Origin of the sequence: Celeribacter sp. HF31 (assembly GCF_011806455.1) — a bacterium.
Lineage (GTDB): Bacteria > Pseudomonadota > Alphaproteobacteria > Rhodobacterales > Rhodobacteraceae > Celeribacter.
The window spans coordinates 1-17,469 of sequence record NZ_JAATOT010000001.1 but is presented as its reverse complement, the minus strand read 5'-3'; the positions used below and the strand labels follow the sequence as shown (position 1 = coordinate 17,469).

The 17,469-nt window shown below is 61.3% G+C and carries 14 protein-coding genes; 1 reads left to right on the top strand and 13 read right to left on the bottom strand.

What is annotated here, in order from left to right; translation table 11 throughout:
* Window positions 1-5 precede the first annotated feature (5 nt).
* The 13 genes from HCZ23_RS00070 to HCZ23_RS00010 form a co-directional block, all read right to left on the bottom strand.
* Window positions 6-1,409 carry a dihydrolipoyl dehydrogenase gene (locus tag HCZ23_RS00070; protein ID WP_167599664.1) on the bottom strand — a complete coding sequence of 468 codons (1,404 nt, stop codon included), beginning with the start codon at window positions 1,407-1,409 and terminating at the stop codon, window positions 6-8.
* A gap of 96 nt (window positions 1,410-1,505) precedes the next feature.
* Window positions 1,506-1,862 (bottom strand): DUF3817 domain-containing protein, encoded by a 357-nt coding sequence (locus tag HCZ23_RS00065; RefSeq protein WP_167599663.1) that lies wholly within the window; start codon window positions 1,860-1,862, stop codon window positions 1,506-1,508.
* Window positions 1,863-2,092: 230 nt separating this feature from the next.
* Complete coding sequence (locus tag HCZ23_RS00060) at window positions 2,093-2,383, bottom strand: hypothetical protein (RefSeq protein ID WP_167599662.1); 291 nt, start codon at window positions 2,381-2,383, stop codon at window positions 2,093-2,095.
* Window positions 2,384-2,623: 240 nt separating this feature from the next.
* The gene (locus tag HCZ23_RS00055; RefSeq protein ID WP_167600267.1) at window positions 2,624-3,475 is read right to left on the bottom strand and encodes a glycoside hydrolase family 26 protein; all 852 of its coding nucleotides are present in this window, start codon (window positions 3,473-3,475) and stop codon (window positions 2,624-2,626) included.
* A 47-nt stretch (window positions 3,476-3,522) separates the two neighbouring features.
* The gene (locus HCZ23_RS00050) at window positions 3,523-5,307 is read right to left on the bottom strand and encodes a glycosyltransferase family 2 protein (RefSeq protein WP_254869884.1); all 1,785 of its coding nucleotides are present in this window, start codon (window positions 5,305-5,307) and stop codon (window positions 3,523-3,525) included.
* 68 nt (window positions 5,308-5,375) lie between these two features.
* Entirely contained in the window at window positions 5,376-6,407 is a 1,032-nt protein-coding gene (galE, locus tag HCZ23_RS00045; protein ID WP_167599660.1) for a UDP-glucose 4-epimerase GalE, read from the bottom strand.
* Window positions 6,407-7,447 (bottom strand): UDP-glucuronic acid decarboxylase family protein, encoded by a 1,041-nt coding sequence (locus HCZ23_RS00040; RefSeq protein ID WP_167599659.1) that lies wholly within the window; start codon window positions 7,445-7,447, stop codon window positions 6,407-6,409. The genes galE and HCZ23_RS00040 overlap by 1 nt, the downstream gene beginning before the upstream one ends.
* A 449-nt stretch (window positions 7,448-7,896) precedes the next feature.
* On the bottom strand, window positions 7,897-9,336 hold the full coding sequence (locus tag HCZ23_RS00035; RefSeq protein WP_167599658.1) for a tetratricopeptide repeat protein: 1,440 nt from the start codon (window positions 9,334-9,336) through the stop codon (window positions 7,897-7,899).
* A gap of 202 nt (window positions 9,337-9,538) precedes the next feature.
* Window positions 9,539-11,041 carry a sugar ABC transporter ATP-binding protein gene (locus tag HCZ23_RS00030; RefSeq protein ID WP_167599657.1) on the bottom strand — a complete coding sequence of 501 codons (1,503 nt, stop codon included), beginning with the start codon at window positions 11,039-11,041 and terminating at the stop codon, window positions 9,539-9,541.
* On the bottom strand, window positions 11,038-12,132 hold the full coding sequence (locus tag HCZ23_RS00025; protein ID WP_167599656.1) for a strictosidine synthase: 1,095 nt from the start codon (window positions 12,130-12,132) through the stop codon (window positions 11,038-11,040). The genes HCZ23_RS00030 and HCZ23_RS00025 overlap by 4 nt, the downstream gene beginning before the upstream one ends.
* The gene (locus HCZ23_RS00020; protein ID WP_167599655.1) at window positions 12,129-14,249 is read right to left on the bottom strand and encodes an SMP-30/gluconolactonase/LRE family protein; all 2,121 of its coding nucleotides are present in this window, start codon (window positions 14,247-14,249) and stop codon (window positions 12,129-12,131) included. The genes HCZ23_RS00025 and HCZ23_RS00020 overlap by 4 nt, the downstream gene beginning before the upstream one ends.
* A gap of 86 nt (window positions 14,250-14,335) precedes the next feature.
* A complete protein-coding gene (locus HCZ23_RS00015; protein ID WP_167599654.1) occupies window positions 14,336-15,355 on the bottom strand; it encodes a sugar ABC transporter substrate-binding protein in 1,020 nt (339 codons plus the stop codon).
* 49 nt (window positions 15,356-15,404) lie between these two features.
* The gene (locus tag HCZ23_RS00010) at window positions 15,405-16,412 is read right to left on the bottom strand and encodes an ABC transporter permease (protein ID WP_167599653.1); all 1,008 of its coding nucleotides are present in this window, start codon (window positions 16,410-16,412) and stop codon (window positions 15,405-15,407) included.
* Between the two features lie 282 nt (window positions 16,413-16,694).
* Here HCZ23_RS00010 and HCZ23_RS00005 point away from each other — a divergent pair, with 282 nt between their 5' ends.
* A complete protein-coding gene (locus HCZ23_RS00005) occupies window positions 16,695-17,360 on the top strand; it encodes an FCD domain-containing protein (protein ID WP_217703091.1) in 666 nt (221 codons plus the stop codon).
* Window positions 17,361-17,469: the final 109 nt, after the last annotated feature.

Below are 17,469 nucleotides of genomic sequence, written 5' to 3'. Positions count from 1 at the left end.
AATCCTCAGGCCGGCGTCAGCCCCGGCGGATGCGGCAGTTTCTGACCGCTGTTCGACAGGCAACTCATCAAGGCGTCCTGCAGCGTTTCTTCGAGCACCGGGTGGTAGAACGGGCTCTCAAGACAGACATCCACCGTCAGCCCCTGTTCAATCGCCAGCGCCAGCCAATGCGCCATATGTTCGCCATCGCCAATCGCCAAGGTCGCGCCCAGAAGTTTCAGCGAGCTTTTGTCGGCATAGACGCGGATCAGGCCTGCCGTCTCTGCCTTGACCTTCGAGCGACCGTTGTCTTGCGCCTTGGCGGTGCCGACAGCGATCTGCTCCGGGTCGAGCGTGCCGAAGGCGGCCCCAACAGTGGCGATCTGTGGGCTGGTGAAGGCCACGGCCAGAGGCACGCGGCGGCGGAAAGGTTTACGCGTGCCTGCGATGATGTTCAGCGCGGCGATTTTGCCCTCGTCCTTGGCCTCATGCAAAAGCGGCCGGTCGGCGTTCACATCGCCCGTCATATAGACCGGCAAATCGCCGATCTGGAGCGTCTCGGGATCGTAGGCGGGCATGCCTTTGTCATCCAGCTCCACGCCCAAGGTCTCAAGCCCCAGCCCCGCAACATTCGGACGCCGCCCGATGCTGGCCAGCACACGCTCGACCCGCACAGTCTTGTCGCCCGCCTTGATCGTCACGGTGCCATCGGCCTCAAGGCTGGGCTCGACACTCGCGCCCAAAGTGAGCGACATATCCTGTCCCAGCGCCTCTGCGGCGGCTTCGGCCACCACCGGATCCTTGATCCCGGCAATGACAGTTGCGGCGTCAAAGCCATGCACCTCAACGCCCAGACGGCCCAGCGCCTGACCGATCTCGCAACCGATCACACCGAGGCCCACGATGGCCACGGATGTCGGCAGGTCAGGCTGTTCAAAGAACGTGTCCGTGGTCCAAAGCGCGTCGCCCAAGGCGCGGAAGGGCGCGGGCAGAACGGGGCTGGACCCGGTGGCAATAATGATCGCGCCCGTCTCGATGGTTTCGCCGTTCACCGCGACCGTATTGGGTCCGGTGATCGTGGCGTGACCGTCGATGAATTGCGTCTCGTCGAGATGTTTGTGGGTGCGAGTGATGAAGCCGTTGACCAGTTTATCCCGGATCGCCCGGACACGGGCCATGACCTTGGGGCCATCGACCGAGAGTCCTTCGGTGCCCTCAATCCCGAACGCCGCCTGACGGGTTTTCGCGTGGTAGAGCGAAGCCACTTCGATCAGCGCTTTCGACGGCATGCAGCCTACGCGCGCGCAGGTGGTGCCCTCCGGCCCTGAATTGATCAGAACGACGGATTTCCCGGCTCTGAGCAAGGTGAACAGCGCGGTGACCCCTGCGCTCCCTGCCCCGAGAATGGCCACATCAACCTTGCGTGTCATGGTATCATCCCTCTTATGCGAATATGTAAACCTAAGGCGTTATAACACCTTGGGCGCCATCGCATAGGGGACAAGGTGCCTCGCCCGAAACGGGTTTCAGTCCGAGTAGATGTCTTGGCCGCGACGTTTGAGATGCGGGTCGTTGAGGAAGGTGCCGAAGGGCACGAGAGAGGCCAGAGCCGCCCGCGTCAGGTCGCGCGCCCGCCAAAACGGCCCCCGCATCACAACAAGCATCAGCGCGATATAGACCAGAAAGGCATAGCCGTGCAGCGGCCCCATGAGCTTGACCCAGGAGGCGTCATCGAGGCCGTATTTGATCGGCATGGCGACAAGGAACAACAGCAAGGTGGTCACGCCCTCGATCACGGCGATCACGCGAAACAGGGCGAAAAGGTTCCGGCCTGTGACGGTCTTTTCAGATTGGAGATTGGGGCTGTTTTGAAAATCGGTCATAAAATATGTATCTCTGTGCAGTCTGTCTCTAAAAGCGCTCTATAAAAACGAGTCATCAGTTATTCGGACATGGCTTAACAGGTTCGCTCGCGCACGCCCACAAACAGATTGACGCAGTCCAAACGTCCTTGGCTGCGTGCACAGAAGATCATCACAAGAGACGAATTAAGCCCGAAAGATGCGCGAGAGCGCACCTTTGAAAGGTCATTCAAGACAGCGAGAAAGCGGTCTCAGCGGGAAACACATCGCGATTTGCGATTGAAGCCCGCGGGCGAGCACACCCAGCTTCCGCTCCCCAACATGCGGGTGCGGGCAACACGCACCGGAGTAACGTCAGGCGAGGCGGGTTTCGCCAGCCAGTCAAAGCGCGCGGCGCCGACGCCAGCGGCGGATTTCACGGATTTCGGGGCGACCACGGGAGCGGCCTCCGGCGCGGTTTCGGCATGAAGACCGGACACACTCACCAATGCGGAAGCCATGGAAATGGACACAAGAACCTTGCGTAGGAACGTCATAGTCATAGACTGCTCTGCCTTTTTTATGATGCCCGACGCAACCTGTGACGCACGCCGAGATCGAGGTTTCCGATAGGTGTCACGTCAAACCAGCCTAGAGGTCAAGTCTTACTTTTCCGTGTCCAGAAATCGGCGAAAATACGGCATTTGAGCGGCCCAAACACAAAAGTGGCGTGCGGAAATTCACTCCGCACGCCACAAATTCACGCGATCTCTCGAAAATTCACACAGCCTGCGCCATCGTCCTTACTCGAGGATCTGGTTCTTCATCCGCCAATCCGGCGTCCCAAAGCCCTCGGGCCAGGGGTAGACCTCGGGGTAGTTGAAATAGACCACACCGACCAATTGCGGATAGTCCTCTTTCACCACACGCACGCTGTCTTTCCACATCTCGACATAGTCCGCCGTGCCGACATAGCCCAGCTCGGCGACAGCAATCGGTTTGCCAAATTGCGTGGCGCGTTCGTAACGCGGACCAAAGATGTCGTCAAAGCCACGATCCCCGCCGTATTTCGCCTGATCCCAGGCCTGAAGTCCAAAGACCGACAGGCCCACGATGTCAGCATAGTCATCGCCAGGGTAGTAGTCCTCCATCCCTTCGTCCCCCAGAGGCGACCACATCACCGAGATATTTGGCGCGGAGGCGCGGCAGACGTCAATCATGTGACGATAGCTTGAGATATAAGTCTCCGGCTCCCAGCCCGCCCAGATGAACTGTCCGTTGTCATCGTCCATCTCATGGGCAAAGCGCAGCGTGACCGGGCTTTTCAGCGTGCCGAGGATGTCACAAACCGCTTTCATATTGGGGTCATAGCGCCCGCTCTCGATCCCGCTTTGCAGGTAACGCGCGGTGTTGCGTTCACTGCGCGACCAGGTCCAGGGTTCGAGCGTCACCAAAAGCGCGCGGTTGCGCTCCTGTGCATAGTCATCGGCGTCATAGAGGGTTTCGAGGAACACGTCCTCCCAAGGCAGGAACAGGTGTTCGATCACCACGGGCTGCAACCCGGCGAAGTCCCCGTCGGGGTCATAAACACCAAAGGGCAGCTCTCCCGGTGGCACCGATTGCGCGCTGGCGGAGACGGTCAAAGCCGTCGCCATCGCGGTTCCATAGAGGATTGCTTTCACGGTTTTGATGAACTCATGTCTCATCGTTCTCCCTCCCTGACTGTGGAGCGTGGAGACCCCTCGCCCCAAAACGGTGTGAAACGGACCCGGATGCCGCCGTCACCTCCCATGCCGGCGCCGGATACCACGTATTCCACCTTGACGGCTCCCACCGCCTCGAGGCCGATGGCCAGCGCATTCGCACTGTCCTCCGCCCTCAGTATGGTCCCTGTGCCCAAAAGTGCCATGATCAGGCTCAACACGGGGACATCGCGCGCCAGTATTTTTCGAATATGTTCCCGGACTCCGCGCGCGCGTTTAAGTTCCGAGCGAAATGCCACGGCCAGCAAGATCAGGTACACCGCCGTATTGACCAGCGACAAAAGATAGAACCCTCGCGCGGCATGGACATCGGAAACGGTGATCACCGGGATCGCGGCCCCCATGGCCAACACGGCATAGACGGCAATCACCCGCGAGGGCAGCGGCGCGCCCTGGGTCTCGCCTTTGGGCGTGATGCGGAAATCGACGAATTTCCCGGTCACCCGGTCCCGCACCGCCATGGCACAGCCCCAGAACACCCAGGGCCATTGCAGCATCACGAAAAGCATGGTTTCCCAGGCGAAGACCTTGGCCTTAAAGGGGCGCAAAAACCCGTCGGCTTTCATCGCCAAGGCAAAGACGAACATCACAGCGATGGCGGGCAAGGCATGGCCGACGAAGGCCGGATAGGTGACATCCGCGATCCGCAGATCGAACGTCACCGCCAGGATCGGCACAAGGTACATAAGCGCCATCGACAGCGCAAAGAAAACATACCACGTTTGGCACAGCAAAAAAAGCAACTTGAGCCGCAGGGGCATCGGCTTGAGGTAACGCGGCGTGTAGCGCAGGAGCAGCGACAAAAGCGAGCGTGACCACTGGAATTCTTGCGTCACGAGGTCTGCGAGCGTTTCCGGGCCCTGCCCGATCGCAATGGCATCGGGCGCGTGCACGCCCCGCCAACCCGCCGACGAGATCAGCATGGTGGTCGAATGATCCTCCGCCAGCTCCGGCCCTAATCCGCCCGCTTCGCGCAGCGCCTTGGTGCGCACGGTGTAATGCGAGCCGATGCACATCGGGGTCAAGACGGACGAATAGCCCGCCTGAAACACGCCATGGAACGCCGCCTCGGAATACAGCCGCGTGCGCGCCGCCCAGCTTCGGTCGGCATTGGCCGAACAGATCGAGGGGGCGGAGACATAGCCCACCGCCTCATCCGCGAAGGGCCGCAGCATCTCGCGCAGATAGCCGGGCTGTGGCACGTGATCCGAGTCGAGCTGGCTGACGATGTCGTAATCCTCATAGCCCCAATGGTCATAGAAATAGGCCAGATTGCCCTCTTTGCAGCGGGTGCGACGCGGCCATGTGGCTTGGTGATAGGCCTCCACGCCTTTGCGCGTCGACAGCTTCACGCCGTGCTCCGCGCACCATGCCCGCGTCTCCTCATCCGGGTCCTCATCCGCAAGCCAGGTGTCATGCGGACAATCCTGCGCCAGCATCGCCTCCAGCGTCTCGCGCACCACGGCAAAGCTTTCCGAGGGGGTTTTCGTGGTGATCATCGCGACGCGCCATTGCCCCGGCTGCGGGTCGGGCGCCACCGATTTGCGGGCCTGAAGGAAGATCAGCACAAAGTAGAGCTGCATCCCCCAGATCCAGACCATCGCCGCCGTCACCCCCCAATAGCGCAGAGGTCCGACCATGTGATGCGGTTGCAGCCACCAGGCCCAGAACCACCCCGCCGCGACGATCCAGAGACCGGCGATCAGATAATATTTCACGGCCATCCACCCGCGCAGCATCGGCGCCAGCATCGGGCGTTTCAGGGTCGCGGGATGGGCTCTGCGGCGTGTCATCAGCCTGTGTCCTTCACTCCCAAAGGCGCGCGCTCAAACTCCGCGAACCCGAACCAGGGCGCGGCATGGGCGGTGATCGTGTCGAGGTCGCGGTAAGCGGCGCGAAAACCGATCTTCGCCTCGGCCCGCGAGGGATCGGCGCGCAGCTCCGGCGGATCGCCCGCCCGGCGCGGGGCGTCGTGATAGGCCACCTTGGCCCCCGTGACACGTTCGACCGAGGCGATCACATCGCGCACCGATTGGCCTTCGCCGGTGCCGAGATTGAGCGCAAGGCTCTCGCCCCCGTCCATGAGATGCCCCAACGCCAGAACATGCGCGCGGGCCAGATCGGTGACATGGATATAGTCGCGAATGCAGGTGCCATCGGGCGTGGGATAATCCGTCCCCATGACCGACAGCTCCACTGCACCCTCACCGCCGCCTTGAGCTGCTAACAAGGCCAGTGGCAACAGGTGGGTCTCCGGATCATGCCGCTCGCCGATCTCGCCATCGGGATCGGCGCCTGCCGCATTGAAATAGCGCAGCGCGACGTGGCGCAGGCGGGTGGCCTGTTCCTCATCTTGCAGCATCCATTCGCAGATCAGCTTGGTGCGCCCGTAGGGGTTGATCGGCACCTGCGGCATGTCTTCGGTGATCGGCTGCGCCTCGGGCGTGCCATAGGTGGCGCAACTCGAGGAAAAGACGATCTTGTCGACGCCCTCGTCGCGCATCGCCGCCAGAAGGGAAATCATCCCGCCGACGTTGTTGTCGTAATAGCGCCCCGGCTCTTGCGTGCTCTCGCCCACATAGGCCAGCGCCGCGAAATGGATCACCGCCCGGATGTTCTCGCGCCGGAGCGTCTCGCGCAGACGCGCGGTGTCATGAAGCTCGCCCACAACGAGCGGGCCCCATTTGACCGCATCGGCATGGCCGCGCGAGAGGTTGTCGTAGACGACGGGACGAAAACCCGCCTGGGCAAGCGCCTTGCAGGCGTGGCTGCCGATGTAGCCTGCGCCGCCCGTCACGAGGATCGAGGGCTTAAGCTCTGTCATCACGCCACACTCCGTGCTGCAAAGGTCTGACGCCCCGAGATCTCTCCTTTGAAATAGGCGATGGTCGGGATGAGCCCGTCTTTCAGCGGGATTTTCGGCTCCCAATCCAGGATGGATTTGGCGCGCGAAATATCCGGGCAGCGTTGGTGCGGATCGTCGATCGGCAGATCGCGGTAGACCAGATCGGACTGGGATCCGGTCATGAGCAACACCGTTTCTGCCAGTTCCAGAATGGTGAATTCGCCGGGATTGCCCAGGTTGACCGGGGCGAAAATCGTGCCCAAAGGATCGTCGCCCTCCATCAAGGCCGTGAGCCCGTTCAACAGGTCGTCGATGTAGCAGAACGAGCGCGTTTGCCCGCCGTTGCCATAGACCGTCAGGTCCTTGCCCATCAGCGCCTGCATCACGAAATTCGACACGACGCGCCCGTCTTCGGGGTCCATGCGCGGACCGTAGGTGTTGAAAATCCGGGCGATCCGCGTGTCGACACCGCGCCGTTCATGCATCTCGTGAAACAGGGTTTCGACGCCGCGTTTGCCCTCGTCGTAACAGGACCGCGGACCGACCGTATTGACGAGGCCGCGATAGGTCTCTGTCTGGGGAGAAATATCGGGGTCACCGTAGACCTCGGAGGTTGAGCTTTGCAGGATGCGCGCGCCTTTTTCCTCGGCCACTTCCAAGAGGTTCAGCCCACCGAACACAGAGGTCTTGAAGGTGTGGATCGGGTCGCGTTGGTATTTCGGCGGCGAGCCCGGGCACGCCATGTTGTAAATCCGGTCGACCGGCCCCTTGATGCGGAACGGGTCCAGGATGTCATGTAGGAAAAAGGCGAAATTCGGATGCGTCAGAAGCCCTGCGATATTCTCGTGGCGCCCCGTTTCCATATTGTCGATGCAGATGACCCTGTTGCCCTCTGCGATCAAACGATGACTTAAATTAGATCCAATGAACCCAGCCCCGCCAGCGATGACGACCGTTTTTGCCGTCGCGCCTGTTTCGAGTTTTTCGAAATTCGGCCGGAATATTCTGGTTCCCCCCATAGTATTCCCTCCTTGTCACTCTCAGCGACACGAGCCGGTCAACTTGGATAGTCCATCGACGGGTCGCTGGATGGTTAAGTATCCGTTAACTTACATCAGCGCGCCATGACACAAAGCAACTTTTAAGGCATTTTAGCTCCCCTAAGTTGTTCTCGTTTGATATGCACAACCTTAAGGATGTATATGTTTCACTTTTCATCCCAATGGTTGTCATGCGCTATCAATGTTGCGGCGAGAATCTTGGTTAAAATTTTTGAAAAGATTTATCCCGTGGGCACGCAAGAATCAGTCACAGACGCTGACGCACCCGATCCCAAAGATGCCTTGGCAGGGGCAAACTGAAAATCAAATGACGATAGTTTGGAGACATGCACAGCCACAGCCGACACCGGCCCCCCCGATCTAGGGAAGCAGGCACTTGATCCCGTCCGGAACCCGACGATGCGTCGTCAGTTCACCAGAAGCGCGCCCATAATGTCCGACCGCATCACGCTGTCGTTGCAGCGTTCGGGGTGCTCCAACCCGAGGCAGGCCTTATAGACCGCGCGCAATGTCTGACGCGTCGCAAAGCCATCCAACGCCCCCCGGTAGAGGCCCTCTTCGGCGAATTGCTTTTGCAGGATATAAACCGCGACATTGGGATTGGCTTTCAAAAGCTCCTGCGCGAACCAGCCGGAATGCAGCTCGGGATGCGCCGCGTAATCGGCGGCCACGGGCGCATAGGCCTTGGGCGTGCGCGCAGTCGCCGCGCGCAGCGTCAACGCATATTGCGCCTGCTCCTTGTCGGACAGAAGCGGGCCGAACTGGTCGAGCGCCGCCGCAGCCTCCGCGCGGTCCCGGCGCAGGTTCAAGCCGTTGCCGTCCCGCAAAAGCGCGATCAGGAACCGCGCGGCAGCGGCATTGCCACCCTCGGCGGCCTCTCGCAGGATCGCAATCGTCTCGGGCCCGCTGGCGCGCATGTTGATACCCCACATCTGGCGCGTGGCCTCAAGCACCGCGACGTCCTCCTCGCCCGCGTTCAGCGCCTTTTCCGCATAGCCGTCGAATTTCGCCCGCGACACGGACCCGCCGCCCAGGTAGCCATACATCGCCCCCCGCGCCAGAGAGACCCAAGCCTCAGAAGCGCCCATTTCGCCCGCACGTTGCAGCAGGGCCTCGGCGCGCGGTGGGTCGGTGAACTCCCACATCAGAGCGTCGCCATAGGCGGCCAATCCGTGGCCGTTACCGGCCTCTGCGGCGGCTTCGAATTGCGCCAGTGCTGCGGCCTCGTCTTTGGGCACCCCGATGCCGTAAAGCTGGAGTTTGCCGAGCGCGATCCGTGCCTCGACATCGCCGCCAGAGATGGCTTGATCGAGATAGGCCTGACCGCGCGTGACATCACGCGGAAGCACCCAGCCGCCGATCATTTGCTCACCAAGAATGCGCTGTGCCTCCGTGCCGCCATTCGTTGCGGCGCGTTCCAGGTAGGGCACGGCGACATCCGGATCGGCGGGCAAAGCTGTGCCCCAAAGATAGGCCTGACCCAGATCGGTCAAGGCGCCGACATGGCCCGTTTCAGCCAGCGTTTCAAGCAGCGACAGCCCACGCGGCACGTCCTGAGGCAGGACCCAACCGTTGAGCAGATGTTGCCCCAACAGATGCTGCGCGGCGACATCGCCTGAGGCGGCTGCGGCCTCGAGATCGGCTTGCAACGTTGCGATTTGATCGGCGTCGGGCTCTGACCAAAGCGCGGTCTGCGCCGCGTCCAGATCAAAGGACGCGGGCGTCTGCGCCACTGCGGCGGCCCCGAGCACACACAGCCCGGCGCCCAGCAAAAGCGCCGCACGTGCGGTCCAAGTTTGGCCGCGCGATGCGCGACGATAGATGTTTTCATCGCGCGAATGGCGCAATTTTACAGATGTTTTTGTGTGATATATGGACATGGTTTTTCCCTCCCGGGGCCAGTCCATGACCTGCGTGACAATGCTGTCACCGCCCCGCCACGCATGGCAAAGGCCCATAGAATAAGTTTAACCATTTTGCCCCATCCCGCAATGACGCATATCAACGGCGGGATGGGGCTTTTTATTTCAAATACTTAGATGAGCAAGATCAGTGCACAGCCGCGTACATGATCTTTTCCTCTGTGGCATCAGAGGGGCTGAATTCCTCGACCACGCGCCCCAGACGGCTCACGAGAATCCGGTCAGAGATCACCAGAATTTCCGGCAGGTAGGACGAGATCACCAGAACCGCGATGCCGCTGTCGGCAAGGGTCTGGATCACCTTGTGGATCTCCGCAATCGCGCCCACATCCACACCCCGGGTCGGCTCGTCAAAGATCACCAGCTTGGGTTTTTGCGTCAGGGATTTCGCGATCACCACCTTTTGCTGGTTGCCCCCCGACAGTTCGACGATCTTTGCATTCGGATTGATCGCCCGGATTTGCAAAAGCTTCGACCATTCCTCCGTGATCTTCTGTTGCGCGCCTGCGGTGGTCAGGCCCGCGGGCGGCGGGTTGGTCACGATGTCGCCCATATAGATGTTCTCGGCGATGGACATCTGGTCGAAAAAGCCTTCGGCCTTGCGGTCCTCCGTCACGTAGACGATGCCATCCATCACCGCCTTATGCGGCTGGCGATAGCGCACGGATTTGCCCATATAGCGCAGCTCACCACCGTGAAAGAAATTGCGTTTGAGCACGCCGGAGATGATCTTCGCCGTCTCGGTCCGCCCCGAACCGATCAGCCCGAAAAGCCCCGTCACCTGCCCTTCGTACAGCGAGAAGGAGGTGTTGCGCACCATGGACCCCATCGACAGGTTCTCGACGCTCAGCACCTTTTTGCCAGGCTGCCGCGCGCCGTCTTCGGAGTGTTTGTGATAGAACAGCTCTTCTGAGAGGCTGCGCCCGACCATATGGCCAATGATGCTGTCGCGATCAAAGGTGTCGGTGGTGTCGGAGGCCACCAATTCGCCGTCACGCAGGATGGTGATCCGGTCGGAAATCGCCAGAGCCTCCTCCAGTGCGTGGCTGATGAAAACGATGGACACACCGCGCTGGCGCAGCCGTTCGATGAGCGAGAAGAAATAGTGTTTCTCCTCCGGCGTGAGCGTCGCGGTGGGTTCGTCGAAGATGATGACACGGGCGTTGAGGCGCACCGCGCGGGCGATCTCGACCAATTGCTTTTGCGCCGCGCCCAGCATCGAGACATTGGCCCAAGGGTCGACGTTGAAGTTCAGAGACGACAGGAATTGCTGCGCAGCAATGTAGAGCCCGCGCAGGCGGTTGAAGAGTTTCTCTTCGCCCAAGTAAAGGTTCTGCGCCACGGTCATCGAGGGCACGAGGCTGGTCTCCTGAAACACCATGGCGATGCCGTTGTCCAAGGCCTCGGCGGGGGTCGCAAAGTTGATCGAGGTGCCGTCCAAAAGGATCTCGCCCTCGGAGCGTCGGGTCACCCCCGCGATCATTTTGGTCAGGGTCGACTTGCCCGCGCCGTTCTCGCCCAGAAGGGCGTGGATTTCACCGGCGTGCAGGTTGAAATCGACATTGCGCACGGCAAAGACGCCCCGATAGTCCTTCGAGACATTCTGCATTTCAATCAAAGGGGCGCTCATGATTGCTCTCCTTTTTGGACTTCATCCGGCAGGGTCAACACCACGTCGCCGCCGTAAGAGGTGACGCGCAGGCCCTCAGGCGTGGCGCAGGCGCTGGTGATGCCGTGGCGGGTGCCATCGGCGCGGCTGTGGAAACTGCGGCGCGGCAAAAAGCTTTGATCGAGCGCGACCAAAAGCCCGTAGGAGCGCGTCGGTGCCCAGGGTTTCAGGATGCCCAACTGTTTGACCGCCCCGCCCTGAAGCGGTTCACGGTAGCTGTCGCCGGAGCGCAGCGCGGGCGCGACCCAGAATTGCGGCGGCACCTCCGCCATCATCCGCGTGCGATAGGCCGGTTCGCGCAACACGAATTCAATCAGCTGGCTGCGCGGCGCAAAGCAACAGAGGTAAGCGCCAGTCTCGGACGGCATGAGACGCCCCGGATAGGCCGGAAGGTTGTCGAGCACCACATCGGGCCCCCCGCCGACCATCGGCAGCGCGATGAGGCGATTGCGCCAGGCCTCGGACACGATCACGCGGCCCTTGTCCTCTTGACACATCAGCCCGGAAGGCCAGGCGAGACCTTCCGCCAAACGGCGCGGTGGCTCACCGGGTTTGACCGCCCAGACGGCGCCGTCCATGCGGCGTTCCATCAGGTTGCGCGCCCAGTCTTCGGGCGTATGACGCGTCGAGCCGCTGGCCAGAACAAGCGTGCCGTCTTTGGCAAAGCTCATCGCGGTGAGGCATCCGGCGCCACTGAAGGCACGCGGAGAAACCAGTTCCGTCTCGCCCCTCTCAGAGCGCAGCATCACGCCCCGCCCTGCGACGGCCACGGCCAGTGTATCCCCCGCCGCCAGCGCCGTGATCGCGGCCTCATAGCGGGCCACTTCGGTCAACTGGCCTCCCGTGTCGCTGCGGTACAGAACCGGCCCGCTCGACAGATACACCGCGCCCCGCCAGAGCGTGAGATTGTCCGGGGTCGGGATTTCCGCCCACACGGGCGCGTTCTCCAGCGCCATGTTGGCCTTGAACGCCCCATCCATCGGCGGCACGGTCACCGCCGCCTCGCCCGCGCCGGTCACCCGGTCGAATACGCGCTTGAATGCCGTGATCATGTGCGCCCCCAATACTCGTTCTGGCTGGTCCAGGTTTGGTCCGCCTCGGGCAGTTCATAACGCCCGATCCGGTTGTTGTTGATGCCGCCCAGATAGAGCGCGCCCTTATGTTCGCGGATCGAGGTGATCTGTGGATGCGCCTCGCCGCTCAGGTCCCAAAGCGACTCCGTCACTGTGCCGTCCAAAGTCATCTTGAGCACGCAGCCGGTGTTGAGGTTCGGGTAGAGCCATTCGTCCATGGCGACACGCTGCGCCATACGTTTGCGAAAGCCCGGCATTTTGAGGCTGAGGTCGAAGGCCGGCGAGCGCATGCCCGCGAGCGCGACCCAATAGGTGCCGTCAGAGGCGCGGTTGATGTTGTCCGGGTAGCCGGGAATGTCTTCGATCACCGGTTCGACCTGACCTTTGCGGGGGCCCGCGAACCAGAACCGGCTGATGCGGCAGGCCCATGTTTCGGCGAACAACAGAGATTCCCCATCATCGACCATGCAGATGCCATTCGGGAACACGCGGCCCGAAAGCACCGTGCGGGTCGAGCCGTCTTTCGGATCATAGGCCAGAATGCGCCCGTTGCCGCGTGCCTCCAAAGCGTCCACAGCCCAGTCGCTGACGCCATAACGAATGGTGGCCTCGGAAAAATAGACCCGGCCATCGGCGGCGATGTCGAGATCGTCGGCCATTCGGATGCGTGAATCGTCGATGATCGAGAACAGGCTGCGGTTGGTCTCATCCGAGAGACATTTGATCTCGCGCTCGGGCGTGACCATGTAGAGGCCCATCCCCGCAACACAGGCGTGCAGATTGTCGTCCTTGTCCATCGCGAGGCCCAAGGGGAAGCCGCCCAAATGCACGAAGACCTCGGAACGGGTGTAATCGGGGGCAAAGAAGCGCATGATGTCGCCCTGACGCCCGCCGGTGTAGAGGTTGTCGTTCGAGTCGAAGATCATATCTTCCGGCCCGTCGAGATCGCCCAGACCGATCGCCGTCACATCGCGGAACTTGTCGTTGAGCGCATAAGACGAGGTGGCGTCGACATTGGCAGAGGGGTCTTCGGGCAGGTCGAAATAGGTCGGCGAGACATAGACCCGCGACAGAAGTTTGTGTCGGTTCTTGACCCAGCGGATATCGACGGCCACGGCGAGCAAGAGAAGCATGCCAAGCACCAGAGGCGTCGAGCCGGAGGGCATGTTGAGGCGGATGAGGCTGTTGGTGACCATGAGCACGATGACGGTGCCAATGAAGGCCTTGAACACCGAACCGCGCCCGCCGCCGAGGCTGATCCCGCCCAAGACGCAGGCGGTCAGCACGGTGACTTCGAGGCCGATGCCGGTGTCCGGCCCGACGCTGCCCAGACGGGCGGCGTAGAAAATCCCCGCCATCGCGGCCATGACGCCGGAGATCACATAGGTTGCACAGACCGTGCGGCGCACCGAAATCCCGGCATTGTAAGCCGAACGGCGCGAGCCGCCGACGGCGAGGATGTGCCAGCCAAAGCGCATGCGTGACAGCACGAGGTGGACGAGAATGGCCACCGCCACCAGCAACAGGAAGTTGACCGGAATGCCGAGGATGAAGCCTTCGCCGAGGTAAAACCAGGCCTCCGACATGGTCATGCTCATCGCCACTTCGCGGGCATAGCTCAGGATCAAAAGATCGACCATGGCGCGCACGATGATCAGCGTCGCGAGCGTGGTCAGAAAGGCGCGAAGGCGCAAATAGCCGATCAGGATGCCGTTCATCAGACCGATAAGGGCGCCGACGCAGAGCACGGCGGGCACCACGGCCCAGACCGGCCAGCCGAGAGAATTGATCAGCGCCAGAGAGACGAAATTCGCCATGGCAAAGGTCGAGCCCACGCTGAGATCAATCCCGCCGGCAAGCATCACAAGCCCCAGCCCGATGGAAATCAGCGCCACTTCGCCCAGCTGGCGGGCGAGATCGGAAAAGCCTGCGGGGCTGAGAAAGCCGGGGATCAGCGAGCCAAAGAGGGCCACGACAATCAAAAGGAAGGCAAAGGGGATCGCATTGTCGATCCAGTTCTTGGACAGCACCTCGCCCAGGAGGTGATCCGGCACGGAGCGATAACGCCACTTTGCATAGGTGTCGGAGACGGACATATCGGAAACCCTCTCGAAATGAGGTGCGCCCTTGCGCGGCCCCGTAGGGCCGCACGTCAGACGTCATGTGAGTGGAAAGTCGTGGATTAGAACGGCGCCTTGGCGACGTCGTCCATGGTCCAGCAGGAATCGTCGCGCATCGTGTCTTTGGTCAGATCGCGGATCGGGGTGTAGAGCGCATAGGGCGCCTCGCCCGGTGCGAGATCGGACTGCATGACCTGCGCAATCGCATTGGTGAGATCGCGGGCCTGACCGAAGGCGTCGTAGCTGACGTAGCCGGTGAAAGCGCCATTGGCGAGGCTGTCACAGGCCGGTTTCTGACCGCCGCCATTGGTGAACAACTTGATCTCGCCCACCTTGTCCGCCTCGCGGATCGCGGCGGAGACACCGGCGTCCATGACCTCCCACAGGCCGATATAGCCACAGAGATCGGGGTTCTGTTTGATCACCGTCGAGGCGACGGAATGCGCCTTGGTCGCGTCCCAGTCGGCGGACTGGCTGGAGACCACTTCGATCTCCGGGTGCTTGGCCAGAACGTCCTCGATGGCGCTCATTGTGATGGCGTTGTTGGGGTTCGTCGGCGTGCCCTGCATGATCGCGATCTTGCCGCTGCCACCCGCCTCGGGCGCACAGGCGTTGATCGCCATCGTCGCCTGATGCTCGCCCACCTCGTACCAATTCACACCGACATAGGCGTCCGTGGTGGCGACCGATTTCAGGTTGATTTGAATGACCTTGATCCCGGCCTTTTGCGCACGCGCCAGAAGGCGGGCATAGACCTGCATGTCGGGGTTGTGCACGACCATGAGATCGGGCTTTTCGCTGATCAGCGTTGTCAGTGCCTGCGCGCCCACATCGCTGGACCAATTCGGATCGCGGATCGACAGCTCATAACCGAGACGGTCGGCCTGGGTCTGCATGCCCTCGGCCCAGACCTGCGGCAGATCAAAGCTCATGGCGAGCGGCAGGAAGACCACCTTCTTATCCTTGAGCGAGTTGTAATAGTGCGGCGCGAGACCGTCGTCGAATTGTTCGGCCTGCGCGATCTGTGCGGCTCCCCCCGCCAGTGTCAGCGCCATCAGCGCGCCTTTCAAAATGCCCTTCATGAGTTCCTCCCTCGTGTCCTAGAGCGTCATTTAAGTCTTTGATGTTTGGTCAGATGTCCCCTTGCTGCGCGGTCTGTTCGTCGCGCGGGTTCACGAAACTGTCGACGATGATCGCCACCAAAAGCACAGCCCCCTTCACAAGATTCTGAAGCGTGAAGGACAGGTCCATGATGGTCATGCCGTTGAGCAGAATGCCGATCAGAACCGTGCCGACGATGACATTGCGCACGCCGCCCTTGCCCCCGCTCAGACCAATCCCGCCCAGCACGACCACAAGGATCACGTCATAGACCATGGTCGATTGCGCAACGCGGATGTTCACGGTCGCCAGAAGAGACGCGGTGATGATCCCGGCGCCAAAGGCAATCACGGAGGACAGCAGATATTGCAGCACCGTCATCGGACGCGCCGGAATGCCGGTGATGCGCGCGGCTTCATAGTTGTCGCCCATGGCGTAGATGTAGCGCCCACGCCGGGTGAACCGCAGAAAGGCATAGGCCAAAAGCGCCACAAGCCCGAACCAGATCACCGGAAGCGGCACGCCGCCCACAGAGCCGGAGAGTGCGCGCAGCCAGTCGGCGTCTTCAGGCACGTAGATCACATCGAGATCGACAAGCGCGAGGCGGCCAAAGCCGTAGATCACCGTCGACATCGCGAGCGTGGCAAAGATCGCCGGGATTTCCACGTAAGCGATCAGAATGCCCATGACGATGCCGATCACGGCGGCAAAACCCAGCCCCAAAAGCACGGCGCTCACGGCATCTGTACCGGCGTTCATCAGCGAAATCGTCCAGGCGGTGGACATCGCCATTGTGGCGACCATGGCAAGGTCGATCCCCCGCCCAATCACGACAATCCCCATCGCCACGCCCAGAATACCCAAGACAGAGACATTCTGCAGCAAAGACAACAGGTTGTCCGAGGCCAGAAAGCCCGGCAGCGTCACGGCGAAGACGGCGAAGAACGCAATGGCGATGAAAAATACGATGGTTTCCTGGGTCAACCCAAGGCGCGGCCACGCGGGCCCCGTCGCTTTGCGCGCGGCGGTCTCAGTCATGATATGTCCTCCCTTATGCGTGCTGCCAATCTCCCAATGGCGGCTTCGCATGACGTAACGTTACAAAACGCAAATTTGTCTGACAAGCTGATAAGTTGAAAAACTTACAACCAACTTGCCTTCCGATGTCGCTCCACCCTAAATTGCACAGACCCGCAGCGAACCAACGGATGTCCGATGCCTCCTCCGACAGGCCAGAAATCTTCTGGACCCCAAAATTCTGCCCGCCAAACCTCTGGCCCAAAGCATAAGCTTTCCCCACCGCGCAGTTACGCCAGCAAAGTGGCCGATATTTTGCGCCGCGAGATTGAACAGAATGTCTTTCGACCGGGCGAACGCCTGCCGACCGAGGCCGTTTTGGGCGAAACCTTCGGGGTCAGCCGCGCGGTGATCCGCGAAGCGATCTTTGCCCTCAAACAGGACGGCATCGTCCAAAGCTACCAAGGCCGCGGCATTTTCGTGGTCGACGAATTGCCCGAAGCTTCGTTCTGCCTTGCCCGCACCGAATTGGACGACAAGGAAGAAATCGAACGCGTCTTCGAATTCCTCCTCGCCCATGAGGCCTCCGCCGCCGCATTGGCCGCGCAACGGCGCAGCTCGGCGGATCTCGACGCCATCGGCGACGCTCTTAGCGCCATCGACGCCGCCATCGCGCGCGGCGAAAACGGCATCGAACAGGACATGGCCTTTCACTCCGAAATTCTGAAGGCGACCGGCAATCACCTGTTCATCTCTTTCGGCGCGTTTCTGGAAAATCGCGTCCGACACCTGATCCGACAGGCCCGCACCAACAGCTCGCGCAAGGGTCTGACCGAGCTTGTGCAGGACGAACACCGCGCCATTTTCGCGGCCATCGAGGCCGGAGATGCCGAGCGCGCGCGTGAGGCGGCGGCGTCCCATCTCAAGAACGCGGCCAAGCGTCTGACGCTTTACATGCAAGACGCCTGACACCCTCATCCCCTCAAATATGCAGCGCCCGACCATAGGCGGCGAGCACGGATTCATGCATCATTTCCGACATCGTCGGGTGCGGGAAGACCGTGTTCATCAGCTCTTC

Bases quoted from the DNA above. Each gene is read 5' to 3' on its own strand.
- HCZ23_RS00070 (WP_167599664.1), bottom strand. From the start codon at position 1,409: ATGACACGCAAGGTTGATGTGGCCATTCTCGGGGCAGGGAGCGCAGGG.
- HCZ23_RS00065 (WP_167599663.1), bottom strand. From the start codon at position 1,862: ATGACCGATTTTCAAAACAGCCCCAATCTCCAATCTGAAAAGACCGTC.
- HCZ23_RS00060 (WP_167599662.1), bottom strand. From the start codon at position 2,383: ATGACTATGACGTTCCTACGCAAGGTTCTTGTGTCCATTTCCATGGCT.
- HCZ23_RS00055 (WP_167600267.1), bottom strand. From the start codon at position 3,475: ATGGCGACGGCTTTGACCGTCTCCGCCAGCGCGCAATCGGTGCCACCG.
- HCZ23_RS00050 (WP_254869884.1), bottom strand. From the start codon at position 5,307: ATGGCCGTGAAATATTATCTGATCGCCGGTCTCTGGATCGTCGCGGCG.
- galE (WP_167599660.1), bottom strand. From the start codon at position 6,407: ATGACAGAGCTTAAGCCCTCGATCCTCGTGACGGGCGGCGCAGGCTAC.
- HCZ23_RS00040 (WP_167599659.1), bottom strand. From the start codon at position 7,447: ATGGGGGGAACCAGAATATTCCGGCCGAATTTCGAAAAACTCGAAACA.
- HCZ23_RS00030 (WP_167599657.1), bottom strand. From the start codon at position 11,041: ATGAGCGCCCCTTTGATTGAAATGCAGAATGTCTCGAAGGACTATCGG.
- HCZ23_RS00025 (WP_167599656.1), bottom strand. From the start codon at position 12,132: ATGATCACGGCATTCAAGCGCGTATTCGACCGGGTGACCGGCGCGGGC.
- HCZ23_RS00020 (WP_167599655.1), bottom strand. From the start codon at position 14,249: ATGTCCGTCTCCGACACCTATGCAAAGTGGCGTTATCGCTCCGTGCCG.
- HCZ23_RS00015 (WP_167599654.1), bottom strand. From the start codon at position 15,355: ATGAAGGGCATTTTGAAAGGCGCGCTGATGGCGCTGACACTGGCGGGG.
- HCZ23_RS00010 (WP_167599653.1), bottom strand. From the start codon at position 16,412: ATGACTGAGACCGCCGCGCGCAAAGCGACGGGGCCCGCGTGGCCGCGC.